The sequence below is a fragment of the Alcaligenes sp. YSL9 genome (assembly GCF_030515105.1).
In the GTDB taxonomy this organism is placed as follows: domain Bacteria; phylum Pseudomonadota; class Gammaproteobacteria; order Burkholderiales; family Burkholderiaceae_B; genus Alcaligenes; species Alcaligenes phenolicus.
The window spans coordinates 419303-431839 of record NZ_JALXJU010000001.1 but is presented as its reverse complement, the minus strand read 5'-3'; the positions used below and the strand labels follow the sequence as shown (position 1 = coordinate 431839).

At 52.3% G+C, this 12537-nt stretch carries 9 protein-coding genes; 3 read left to right on the top strand and 6 right to left on the bottom strand.

What is annotated here, in order from left to right; genetic code table 11:
• Nucleotides 1-78: 78 nt before the first annotated feature.
• Nucleotides 79-780, bottom strand: a complete 702-nt coding sequence (locus M2Q46_RS01920; RefSeq protein ID WP_115635248.1) for a YafY family protein — start codon at nucleotides 778-780, stop codon at nucleotides 79-81.
• A gap of 71 nt (nucleotides 781-851) precedes the next feature.
• On the opposite strand from M2Q46_RS01920, the gene M2Q46_RS01915 reads away from it, so the two are divergent.
• Nucleotides 852-1217: a VOC family protein gene (locus tag M2Q46_RS01915; RefSeq protein WP_302356515.1), complete on the top strand. Its 366-nt coding sequence runs from the start codon at nucleotides 852-854 to the stop codon at nucleotides 1215-1217.
• Between the two features lie 108 nt (nucleotides 1218-1325).
• On the opposite strand, the gene M2Q46_RS01910 is transcribed toward M2Q46_RS01915, so the two are convergent.
• The 5 genes from M2Q46_RS01910 to metE form a co-directional block, all read right to left on the bottom strand.
• Nucleotides 1326-3038 carry an acyl-CoA dehydrogenase family protein gene (locus M2Q46_RS01910; RefSeq protein ID WP_302356513.1) on the bottom strand — a complete coding sequence of 571 codons (1713 nt, stop codon included), beginning with the start codon at nucleotides 3036-3038 and terminating at the stop codon, nucleotides 1326-1328.
• 21 nt (nucleotides 3039-3059) lie between these two features.
• Nucleotides 3060-3707, bottom strand: coding sequence for a TetR/AcrR family transcriptional regulator (locus M2Q46_RS01905; protein WP_035268038.1), 648 nt, complete (start codon nucleotides 3705-3707; stop codon nucleotides 3060-3062).
• A gap of 252 nt (nucleotides 3708-3959) precedes the next feature.
• The gene (locus tag M2Q46_RS01900) at nucleotides 3960-4988 is read right to left on the bottom strand and encodes a methionine synthase (protein ID WP_009454664.1); all 1029 of its coding nucleotides are present in this window, start codon (nucleotides 4986-4988) and stop codon (nucleotides 3960-3962) included.
• A 29-nt stretch (nucleotides 4989-5017) separates the two neighbouring features.
• The gene (locus tag M2Q46_RS01895; protein WP_035268048.1) at nucleotides 5018-5995 is read right to left on the bottom strand and encodes a DUF1852 domain-containing protein; all 978 of its coding nucleotides are present in this window, start codon (nucleotides 5993-5995) and stop codon (nucleotides 5018-5020) included.
• Between the two features lie 241 nt (nucleotides 5996-6236).
• A complete protein-coding gene (gene metE, locus M2Q46_RS01890; RefSeq protein ID WP_302356510.1) occupies nucleotides 6237-8528 on the bottom strand; it encodes a 5-methyltetrahydropteroyltriglutamate--homocysteine S-methyltransferase in 2292 nt (763 codons plus the stop codon).
• Nucleotides 8529-8639: 111 nt separating this feature from the next.
• Between metE and M2Q46_RS01885 the strand changes: the two genes are divergently transcribed.
• Both M2Q46_RS01885 and dcm read left to right on the top strand, forming a co-directional pair.
• The gene (locus M2Q46_RS01885) at nucleotides 8640-9539 is read left to right on the top strand and encodes a LysR family transcriptional regulator (protein ID WP_302356508.1); all 900 of its coding nucleotides are present in this window, start codon (nucleotides 8640-8642) and stop codon (nucleotides 9537-9539) included.
• Nucleotides 9540-11098: 1559 nt separating this feature from the next.
• Nucleotides 11099-12520, top strand: a complete 1422-nt coding sequence (gene dcm, locus M2Q46_RS01880; RefSeq protein ID WP_302356506.1) for a DNA (cytosine-5-)-methyltransferase — start codon at nucleotides 11099-11101, stop codon at nucleotides 12518-12520.
• The last annotated feature ends 17 nt before the right edge of the window (nucleotides 12521-12537 follow it).

Below are 12537 nucleotides of genomic sequence, written 5' to 3'. Positions count from 1 at the left end.
GTCAGGTGTCAGGTGTCAGGTGTCAGGTGTCAGGTGTCAGGTGTCAGGTGTCAGGTGTCAGGTGTCAGGTGTCAGGTGTCAGGTGTCAGGCACGTAGCGTAGCTCTGTTTGTGTTGCACGCCACTGCTTGAACAAATCAGACCGATGCCGGGGATAAGACTCCTCCAGACAGACCAAGCGCTGTATCCTGTCCGTCCGGAAATGCCGGAAGTCCCCTTTCAATTCGCACCAACCCACCAGAATCCGGAAGTGCTGAAAGTAGCCCAAGGAAAAAGGCCAGATCACTCTCTCCGACTCCTGGCCTGCCCCGTCTACATAAATGATGCGCAGCTTGCGCTGCAAACGAATCGCTGTACGCGCAATGCCGAGATCAACAAGCTCAGCATCCTGAATCACTCTAGGCCCAACCCGTAAAGCGGTGCTGTCCAGGCTGTCTCTCAAGCTATCGGGCAAGACCGCAGAGATCTTGGCCATGGCATCGCCAGCCGCTTTGGTCAGCGGCTCGTCCGCAAACTTTTCTACCCAGCGAAAACCCAGTATCAAGGCCTCCAGCTCTGCTTGAGAAAACATCAAGGGTGGCAGCATGAAACTAGGTCGCAACACATAGCCGACTCCCGGCTCCCCTTCTATATCGGCACCTTGCACCTGCAAGGAAGCAATGTCCCTATATAAGGTCCGAATGCTGACGCCCAACTCTTGGGCCAGCCGCGCACCACTCACCGGACGTTTGTGCCGGCGTAGCACTTGTAAAAGGGAAAGAAGTCGTTCTGCTCGGGCCATGCCAGATACTGCCATTTTTTGGCAGTATGGTCACCCATAATGATCTGCTCAATCACCTTGTTGGAGCGATCATGAATCACCCAAACCTTTTGCTGCTCTATGTCCAAGACCCCGCCGCCAGCAGCCTTTTCTATGAGAAGCTGCTTCAAAAAGCGCCCGTTGAATCCTTCCCCACCTATGTCGCGTTTGAACTGAACACGGGCCTGACCCTGGGTTTGTGGTCTACCCAGGCAGCCAGCTTTGTCTCATCCGGAACTGGGCATCGCTCCGAGCTTTCTTTTTTAGTGGACGATGATGCGGCTGTTGATCAGCTGTATCAAAACTGGGTGACTGCGGGTATCACCATAGAGCAAGAGCCCATGACAGCCGTTTTTGGGCGCACATTCGTTGCACTGGACCCGGATGGACACCGATTAAGAGTCTGCACAGCAGCGTAAGACTGACGCTGCATTACTTGCAAAGCCGTCGGACTCCAAAGAACAAGGGCTATCCTGGACTTGATCCAGATAGCCCCTGCTCACTCCAGGCTCTGCGAACAGCACAAATCAATCTGTCACCATCGCTCTGCGCATAATTTTCTGCGCGACTGACGAAGATGCCATCGTTCCCAAGGTGCCGTAATGCGCTCCCCAAGACCCCACATCCCCGCCGCTGCGCGTACTTAAAAAGACATCCGCCACCTCTTGAGAGCTATAGCGCAGCAGCTCCGCCGCCTGCAAGACGCGGGCGACGGCTTCGGTCATGGGGCGGGCCAGGAACTCGTCCTCGATCGCCGCTATCACCAGACGCTCGGTGTGCTGCACCAAAGCATCGAAGCGCTTGTCTTGCCCGGCCAAGGGTCTGATTTCATTGAAAACCGCCTCCACCGTAAGCGGATCTCTGATCATGGCGCGCCGCACATCCATGCACATCATATTCGCCGTCCCTTCCCAAACGCTGTTCAAGGGGGCCTCTCGATACACACGGGCCATGGGGTTTTCTTCAATAAAGCCATTGCCGCCGTGACATTGCAAAGCCTCATTCGCAATGGAGGGGGCGCGCGAGCAATTGAAGTACTTAGCCGCAGGCGTGGCCACCCGAGCTAGCAGCCTTTCGTGGTCAGTGCTTTGCATCAGGTCAGTGGCCTTGGCCACGCGCAAGGACATCAAGGTTGCCGCTTCCACTTCTACCGCCATATCCGCCAGCACATTGCTCATCATGGGCCGATCGGCAATGGAGGTTCCAAAGGCCTTGCGTGATGTCGTGTGACGCAGGGCCAAGGTCAGCGCCTGTCGCATCAAACCCGCCGAGCCAATCGCAAAATCCAGACGTGTCAAATGCGAGTGCGACAGAATTTCCCGAATACCGCGCCCTTCTTCCCCAACCCGAATTGCCAGCGTACCCGCATACTCCACTTCACTGGACGCGTTGGAACGATTGCCCGCCTTGTCCTTCAAGCGTTGTACAAAAAAGCGGTTATAGCTGCCGTCCGGCAAGGTACGGGGCAAAAAGAAACAGGTAACACCGCCATTGACTTTAGCCAGCGTAAAAAAGCCATCAGACTGCGGCACTGAACAAAACCACTTATGCCCCGTCAGCTCATACCAATGCGCTGTAGCGCCGTGATAATCCGCGCTATGGGAGAAGCGCGCAGTAGTCTGCGTCTCACGCAGATCTGAACCGCCCTGCTTTTCTGTCATCGCATAGCCAATGACCACCGAGGGTTTATCCCCCACTTCGCGACGACTGTATTCGTAGCGCGTCCCTTTGAGCTTGTCCGCCCAGATCGCCAAAGCAGGTTCAGCCTCGAAACCGGCATACGCCGCATACGCCATGCCGGTCGGGCAGCCCGTACCATGCTCCACCTGATTCCACAGATAGGACAAGACCGCACGAGCGAAGTGGCCGTTTTTCTCTTGCGTACGCCAGCTTAAATTCGGCACCTCGTACTGCCAGGCCAGGGTCATCAATTCATGCCAGCTGGGGTGAAATTCCAGCCAATCAATCCGGTTGCCGAAGCGATCATGCGTTTTAAGTTCAGGGATATGACGGTTCGCCAAACGGGCCAACTCCTGAACATTTTCATCACCAGCCACCGCCCCCAAAGCCTGACAACGCGATTCGGCCCACGGGGCTTCGCGGCGAATGGCCTCAGTTAAAACCTGATCGCCCATAAAAGCATTGAAACCACTGGCGGGCAGAGCCTGATTCAAAACCTGATGCGTGCTGTAACGATCCTCGGGCGCATTCAAAATGCTGGGGGGAAGCGCTTGGTTCATGGTTGTCTCCGAACTGTTTTTCTAAGGCGTGGCAGAAAGGACTGCCACGCTGGCGCACGCCATCTGGGCAATCTGGTCAGCCAGCGCAGCCACTTGGCGCTGGTAACTGTCCGTGCCATCGTGCTGCTGACGGCTTAAAGGAGAAAGCGGGCCAATCAGCCCTTCCATGAAACCGCCCACAATGACGGTAGCCGCAATATCGGGCTGCACATCCTGGCGCATTTCCTGGGCATCTTGCCCCATGGAAACAATGGAGTGGATGACCTGGCTGATCGCGGCGCGATACACCAGACGAGCCGCGTCGATTTCCTTATCGCATGGCTCGGCAATCAAGGCATACGCCAGACGAGGATTACGCATGGCGCGTTTTACGAATGTTGAGACTGCGGCATGCAGGCGCAGCATAGAGGCTCCGTCAGCCTGCGCAATGTCTGTGAGTACATCCACCTCCCGCTGAGACACTTGCGACAGCACTTGCGCGAACAACTCGGCCTTGGACGGGAAGTAGCGATAGACCGTCCCAGTGGCCATACCCGCCGCAGCCGCCACACTGGCCACTTGGGCTTCCTGCCAGCCACCTTCACTGACCAAAACACGAGCGGCTTCCAGGATACGGCTACGATTGTCTTGCAGACGAGCTTCAACGGCGGGGGTTTGACGATAGGCCATAAAGAAGTGAACCTCGATTCATTACATGAGTGAATCCTAGTTCATTTCTTTATGGTGGACAAGAATTTCTTTAAGCAGAGGTGTCAAAATACTCGCCTACTGGCATTGCAGGCGGCTTGGGAGCATCTGTTATTTAAAGCAACACAATCAGCAGCCCCAATAAAACTGCCCCCAGCAACAGCGATGGCAAAGCCATCAATACTGTTTGCTGGGGGCAGTCTGAAACTAGCTAGCGCGAAGGTATCAAACCAATCAGGCCGACAGTTCCTTGCGAACGATTTCAGCACCGGCGCTCAGGGCGTGCAGCTTGCCACGAGCCACGGCGCGTGGCAAAGGTGCCATACCGCAGTTGGTGGAGGGGTACAGCTTGTCAGCGTCCACAAACTTCAGCGCCTTGCGCAGTGTGTTGGCCACTTCGTCAGCGGTTTCAATCACGTTGGTGGCCACGTCAATGGCGCCAACCATCACTTTCTTGCCACGGATCAGTTCGATCAAATCCATAGGAACGTGGGAGTTCTGGCATTCCAGCGAAATGATGTCGATCTTGGATTGCTGCAGCTTCGGGAAGGACTCTTCGTATTGACGCCATTCCGAACCCAGGGTCTTTTTCCAATCGGTGTTGGCCTTGATGCCGTAACCGTAGCAAATGTGCACGGCGGTTTCGCACTTCAGACCTTCAATGGCACGTTCCAGCGTAGCAATACCCCAGTCATTCACTTCGTCAAAGAACACGTTGAAAGCAGGTTCGTCAAACTGGATGATATCCACGCCTGCGGCTTCCAGCTCTTTGGCTTCCTGGTTCAGGATCTTGGCAAATTCCCAAGCCAGTTTCTCACGGCTCTTGTAGTGGTTGTCGTACAGCGTATCGATCATGGTCATGGGACCAGGCAGCGCCCATTTGATCGGCTGCGAGGTTTGCTGGCGCAGGAACTTGGCATCGTCCACAAATACGGACTTGGGGCGATTCACAGCACCGACAACGCTTGGAACGCTGGCATCGTAACGGTCACGAATACGCACGGTCTCACGCTTTTCAAAGTCCACGCCTTCCAGATGTTCGATGAAGGTAGTGACAAAGTGCTGGCGGGTTTGCTCGCCGTCGCTAATCAGATCGATACCGGCGTGCAATTGTTCTTGCAAGGACAAGCGCAGTGCATCTTTCTTGCCTTCGACCAGGTCCTCACCTTCCAGTCTCCAGGGCGACCACAGTTTCTCGGGTTCAGCAAGCCAGGAGGGTTTAGGCAAACTGCCAGCGGTGGAGGTGGGTAGCAATTTTTTCATAATTAAATAACCTTGTTGTTTTTGATGAATCAAAGCGCGTAACTGGCTGCCCATTGATCAAGAATAACTTTGTATGGCTTGATAAAACTCTCTTCGGTAAACCGGCCCTGCTCAACCGCCAGACGGCTACGTTCTTCACGATCGTAGACAATTTGCGTAACCGAATGATCCGCATTTTTCAGGCTGGGCTGATAGCGCATTCCTGCTGCCGAATTGGCATTGTAAATCTCGGGGCGGTAGATTTTCTGGAATGTCTCCATCGTGCTGATGGTACTGATCAATTCCAGATTCGTGTAGTCACTGAGCAAATCACCACGAAAGTAAAAGGCCAAAGGCGCAACGCTATTTGGGGGCATGAAATAACGAACCTGCAAACCCATTTTCGCGAAGTACTCATCGGTCGGCGAGAACTCATTTTGCTGGTATTCGACGCCCAATACCGGATGCTGATTACCTGTACGGTGGTAGACCTTGCTGCTGGATACGCTCAGGCAAATCACGGGGGATTTGTTGAAGTTTTCCTGATACAGCGTGGAGTTCACGAAAGCCTTGAACAACTTGCCATGCAAGTCACCAAAGCCTTCCGGGGCGCTGAAACCGTTTTTGTTCTTGTTGTGCTCCAACAGAACCACACTGAAATCGTAGTCACGCACATACGAAGAGAAGTTGTTACCCACAATCCCTTCAATACGCTTGTTTTCCTTGTGATCAACGATACTGGTTTTCAGAATTTCGATGGTCGGAAACGTAGAACCATTGCCTTCAACATCAATATCAACAGAGACGATATCCAGTTCAACTGAATAACGGTCCCCATTCGGGTTGTCCCAATGCGCCAAACTATTGAAGCGATTGTCGATCATCTTCAGAGTATTGCGCAGGTTTTGCTGACGGCTTTCACCACGGGCCAAATTGGCAAAATTAGTGGTGATACGTGTGTTATCAGCTGGACGGTAGTTTTCATCAAAACGGATGCTTCTGATGCTGAACGCGAATTCTTTATTCATTTTTATGTATGCCCTAATTTCTGATTTCAATCTCGAATTTATTTTTGAGCCAAGTCATTGATCTTGAAAAATAAATTCATCTTATTTATGTACACTCTGTGCTGATTGTCTGAGCTGCTTCGGGGGGCTGCACTGCTTACTCTCTTCTTCCTGGTGAAGCCAGAAAACAGGTTTGAATCAGCCTCAAAAAAAGTCCCGGCATTTGGCCGGGACTTTCCGCCAAACTCAGCTCATGACCTGATCAGGCACTTGCCCGCAAAACTTTCGCTGCGGCCACCATATTGGTCAAAGCGGTAATCACCTCAGCCCATTGACGTGTCTTCAAACCGCAGTCGGGGTTCACCCACAAACGTTCTGCTGGCACGCGCTCGGCGGCTTTTTTCATCAAATTCACAATGTGCTGCTCGGTCGGAATATTGGGCGAGTGAATGTCGTACACGCCAGGGCCGATCTCGTTGGGGTACTGGAAGTTCTCGAAGGCTTCCAGCAATTCCATATCCGAGCGGCTGGTTTCAATGGTGATCACGTCCGCATCCATATCGGCAATGGAAGAAATGATGTCGTTGAATTCCGAGTAACACATATGTGTGTGGATTTGCGTCTCATCGCCCACGCCGTTGGCGGTGATGCGGAAGCTTTCCACGGCCCAGTCCAGGTAGCTTTGCCATTGCGATTTACGCAGAGGCAAACCTTCACGCAAGGCGGCTTCGTCAATCTGAATCACATGCACACCGGCCTTTTCCAGATCCAGCACTTCTTCGCGAATGGCCAGCGCCAGTTGCAGGCAAGAAGCCGAGCGAGGCTGGTCATCACGCACAAAGGACCAGTTCAAGATCGTCACGGGGCCGGTCAACATGCCCTTCATGGGTTTTTGAGTCAGCGACTGGGCGTAGGTGATCCATTCCACCGTCATGGCTTGAGGACGGCTGATGTCACCAAACAGGATGGGTGGTTTCACGCAGCGCGAACCGTAGGACTGCACCCAACCGAACTGGCTGAATGCGTAGCCGTCCAGCTGCTCACCAAAGTATTCGACCATGTCGTTACGCTCGGCTTCGCCGTGCACCAACACGTCCAGACCCAGTTTCTCCTGCTCACGCACGCTGCGCTCAATCTCGGCACGCATTGCGGCCTGATAGCTGTTTTCGTCCAAACGACCGGCCTTGAACTCGCTACGAGCACGACGGATTTCTGCCGTTTGTGGGAAAGAACCAATCGTGGTGGTGGGGAATGCGGGCAGTTTCAGGAATTCAGCTTGCTTGGAAGCACGCTGTTCGTAAACGCTCTTGCGCTTGCCCAGCTCGGCCGAGATGCGCGCCACCGCTGCTTTCACAGCAGGATTATTCACACGGGGCGAGTTGCGACGGGCAGTCAAAGCGGCCAGGTTATCGGCCAGCTCTGCCTTGACGGCATCACGACCTTGGCTCAAGGCTTTACCCAATACACGCAGTTCATCCAGCTTTTGCAAAGCAAAGGCCAACCAGGACTTCACATCGGCATCCAGCTTCTCTTCGCTGTCCAGATCAACCGGCACATGCAGCAGCGAGCAGGAAGGAGCAATCCACAAACGATCACCCAGTTGCTTGGCGATGGGCTCAACCCAGTCCAGTACAGCGGTCAAATCTGTTTTCCAGATATTGCGACCATTGATCACGCCCAGGGACAAGACCTGGTCGTCACCCAAAAGCTTGAGCAGTGCATCCACACCATCACGATCATTGATGGCATCCACATGCAAACCGACAACAGGCAAGCTGGCGGCCAAAGCAGCATTTTCCAGCAACTGACCAAAGTAAGTGGCTACCAGCAACTTCACGCCAGCAGCTTTCAGTTGCTGATAAGCGGTCTTGAACGCTTGCTGCCAATCGGCATCCAGCTCGGTAACCAGAATAGGCTCGTCAATCTGCACCCACTCAACGCCGGCTTTAGCCAGCGTCTCCAGCAATTGGACATACACGGGCAACAAGCGATCCAGCAGAGCCAGCTTGTTGGATTCATCCTTGGCCTTGCCCAATGCCAGATAAGTCACGGGGCCAATAATCACAGGCTTGGCTTTCACGCCTTGAGCCTTGGCTTCAGCCAGTTGCTCCAGCAAACGCGAAGCGTCCAGCTTGAACTGGGTGTCAGCCGTAAATTCGGGGACGATGTAGTGATAGTTGGTGTCGAACCATTTGGTCATTTCACCAGCCGCCACACCACCGCAGCAGGCGCTGTGATCTTCCAGACCTTTGGCCGAACGACCGCGCGCTACGCGGAAATAGTTATCCAGCTCGTCACCATGAAAGCCCTGTACACGCTCGGGCAGGTTACCCAGCAAGAAGCTGGCATCCAGCACCTGATCGTAAAAAGAGAAATCTCCAACGGGCACCAGATCCAGACCCGCCTGATTTTCCCAGTGACGCTGACGCAGTTGTGCGCCCAGAGCCTTGAGTTCGTCACGCGAAGACTCGCCCTTCCAGTAAGACTCCAAGGCGAACTTCAGTTCCCGTTTGGCGCCAATGCGCGGAAAGCCAAGATTATGAATCGTCGTCATGTGCTGCTCTCTAAAGGCCAGTGGATGAATGAATGACTTGCATTGTAGGAAGCCATATCAATGAAGTAAAATGGTCTTATCTCACCAACCCATGAATATCATTCACGTATCATGTTAGAGCGCATCCACCTGGCCGTTGTGCAGCAAGTTGACAAGCAAGGGTCCCTGACCGCCGCCGCTGCCGTGCTGCACGTTACCCAATCCGCCCTTAGCCACACCATGAGGAAACTAGAGCAGCAACTGGGTACAGAAATCTGGCGTCGCGAAGGCCGCAGCCTGCAACTGACCCAGGCAGGACAATACTTGCTGGCCGTCGCCAACCGCGTACTGCCGCAACTGGACCTGGCCGAAGAGCGCCTGGGCCAGTTCGCCCAAGGCGAGCGAGGATCACTGCGCATCGGCATGGAATGCCACCCCTGCTATCAATGGCTGCTTAAGATCGTCTCGCCGTACCTTAGCGCCTGGCCAGACGTGGATGTGGATGTGAAGCAGAAATTTCAGTTTGGCGGGATCGGGGCGCTATTTGGGTATGAAATTGATCTGTTGGTCACGCCAGATCCACTCTATAAGCCAGGCCTGAAATTCGAGCCCGTCTTCGACTACGAGCAGGTGCTGGTAGTGAACAAGGCCCATGCCCTGGCGAATGTGGACTACGCCAAGCCTAAGGACCTGGACAGGGAAATACTGATTTCCTATCCGGTGGACATAGACCGGCTGGATATCTACAACCAGTTTCTGCTACCTGCTGGTATCGCCCCCCGACGTCATAAAACGATTGAGACGACGGACATCATGATGCAGATGGTTGCCAGTGGCCGTGGCGTAGCGGCGCTGCCGCGATGGCTGGTGGAAGAGTATGCGGAGAAACTGGACGTAGTGCCGGTAAGGTTGGGCAAACATGGCATCGCCAAGCAGATCTTCCTGGGGATGAGGGAGACGGAAACGGTGATTGATTATCTGCAGGCGTTTATGGATCTGGCTCGGGGGTCTGGGCCGGGTACAGGGACGTGAAGAGAAAGTAGCAATCTGAATTCCTCTAGGCTCCCACATTGAAATGAGTGGAGAAAATGCGACCACTGTCGATAGGCCAATCTCAACCTAAGCGACTTGCATATACACACAAATCAATTATTTCTACTGAACACGCCCTTAGCGCTTTGGGTGCCTATTCTCAAGACATATAGGTAAGAGATTTTCTTTATACCTCTGGGAAGATTAGCATCAGATCAATGTTAATGCAGCTTGTCCATAGTGTTAAAAATCAGACTCAAAAGACGTTTCATAAGCTGAAAAACATCTGCAAGGCGGAAGGCACTTGTTCGGAAAAAATATCATAAAACCAAATTTACTGCTCGTTGATCTAGAGCCGTAAGCACCGGGTAATAAGATGATGAGGGAGATTTTTAGCCGTCTACATCCAACTCGCACGGCTTTTGGTGCCGCATGGCTTCCCTTGTGGGCTACTGTTGAGATTGAAATGATGGCACGGATCAACGCGCCTGATTAGGCTTTCTTTGATGGTGTGTGCCAGGGAAAATACTTAATAGTGGGTTGTAACCCTTAAAGACAGCAACGCAATCTCTAAAAATACCAATTCAAGTGTTCCGCTAATTCCTAATTACGGAAGGAATAAAAAAAGCAATTATGAGGATTTTTTTTATCGCTTGATATGCTATACCGAGGATTTCACGCTCAGCCATAACAACCAGTATAACAAACAGATTTTATACAGAAAAAACCAGAAAACTTATAAAAAACACCATTCCAAACAGTTCGCCAGCCTTAAATTATCCTCACTAGATCTTGACAAACATAGCCTACAACAACCATATTCCATCTACCCAAGCCTATAAGGATCCACCGATGAGGCAGATGGTAGCAAAAAGGAAAAGCAGATGTTTACAGGATCTATTACTCTCGAACCAGCATGTATCAAAACACTTGTGGCGGTGGAGGCGTGCCCTGCGCGGTCAAACCAGCACGAATTTAATGGAGTCGCTGCACTGAAGGAACTATTTGGCCTAGCAAAAGCAGAATTCCAAGCAAAGTTTTCTGTGTGGGGAGAGAGCACCTCCCACGACGCAAGAGTAACTTGGTACGACTCTCGAGAAGACCACCCTCGTCGTTCAGAGCATAGGCTCTATTTTCAAACAAACCCTGTAATGGCACGCGCACAGGAGGGGGATAACATGGTGATTGGGTTCAAGAAAGGTCAGCTGCACTGCATTCTGATCCCTAACGCCCCTGCACAATACACAGGCTGGACACCATTGCCCTCTTGATCCCAGTGAAGTTCCGACAGTCCTAAACAAAGCCGGGGGAGCAACGTGTATACGATATAGCCCCGGCTGCCAATACCTCGCCAGCCTAAGCATTCGAAAGAGGACCTGCCCTCCAGTCAATGGCAAATAACGCCACTGGGGCTGCACTATTAACCTCACCTTTTCAGCCCTCGCAGTGGCTACCCACGCACTCAGAACTGATTTTTTATACAGGATTCATTTACAAGCGGTGTCTATGGATTAAAATGGTGACTTGCCGTCACAGCTTTGACCCAGAGAGACCACAGAATGCCTATCCAACACTCGCTTGCACCGAGTCATACCCCCCAAACCGACAACGAAACGGTTTGGCCTAATGATGATCAAGCGCTTCTTCAAAGGCTATTAGAAATTTACGATCAGAGACAGCTGGCGGAGAAACTCAATAATGTAAGCCCCGGCACTTGGTGCAGGGAAACCATCAACCGATGGTCAAAAGGTAAGGCGTCTCCCAAACTATCTCATGCCGAATACGAGCATCTCACAGCACTGCTGCCCGCTGCACAGCCAGAACCTCGCACGTTTACGTTCATAGATCTGTTTGCAGGTATCGGGGGGCTCCGAAAGGGCTTCGAAGCTATAGGCGGAGAGTGCCTCTTCACATCAGAATGGAACAAATATGCCGTTCGGACTTACAAGGCAAACCATTATTGTGATCCGAAACGCCATAAATTTAATCTCGATATTCGATCGATCACACTTTCTGCCCAACCTGAGGTAACAGAGGAAGAGGCTTATCTCAACATTGACCGAGAGATTCCTAATCACGATGTTCTACTTGCAGGCTTTCCGTGCCAACCATTCTCGCTGGCAGGGGTCTCAAAGAAGAACTCACTAGGACTTAAACATGGGTTCGAGTGCGAGACCCAAGGTACGCTATTTTTTGATGTAGCCCGTATAATTGCCGCAAAACGCCCAGCAGCCTTTCTTCTCGAAAACGTGAAGAACCTTAAAAGCCATGACAAGGGAAACACATTCCGAATCATCTGCGAGACGCTCAACGAACTTGGGTACGAGGTAGCCGACATCAATGCACCGAAAGGAGCGGATCCCAAAGTGATCGATGCACGACATTTTCTACCGCAGCATCGCGAGCGTATCGTTCTGGTTGGCTTTCGTCGCGATCTGAACGTACATCAGGGATTCACACTACGTGACATCACTAAGCTGTATCCAAAGCATAGACCAAGCTTTGGTGACATACTCGATCAAAACGTGGATGAAAAATACATCCTGACTCCTAAACTATGGGATTACCTGTTCCGTTACGCGGAAAAACATCGAGCCAGGGGTAATGGATTCGGATTCGGCTTGACCGGCCCTAATGACGTAGCCCGTACGCTCTCAGCTCGCTATCATAAGGATGGATCTGAAATACTCGTAGACCGAGGTTTCAACCATATGCTTGCATTTGAACATAAGCTCAACCAAGTGAACCGACCGCGCCGGCTGACACCACAAGAATGCTCACGTCTGATGGGGTTCGACAGACCTGGTGAGAGTTGTTTCGTGATTCCGGTGTCCGATACCCAAGCGTACCGACAGTTTGGCAACTCCGTGGCAGTACCGGTTTTCGAAGCAATAGCCAAGCTTATGAAAGACAGAATCCTCGCCGCTCGGACAAAACTTAGTGAACAAAAACTCCAACTAGAATTAGCCCTGCCAGCCTGACTGTATAGCTGGAAAAT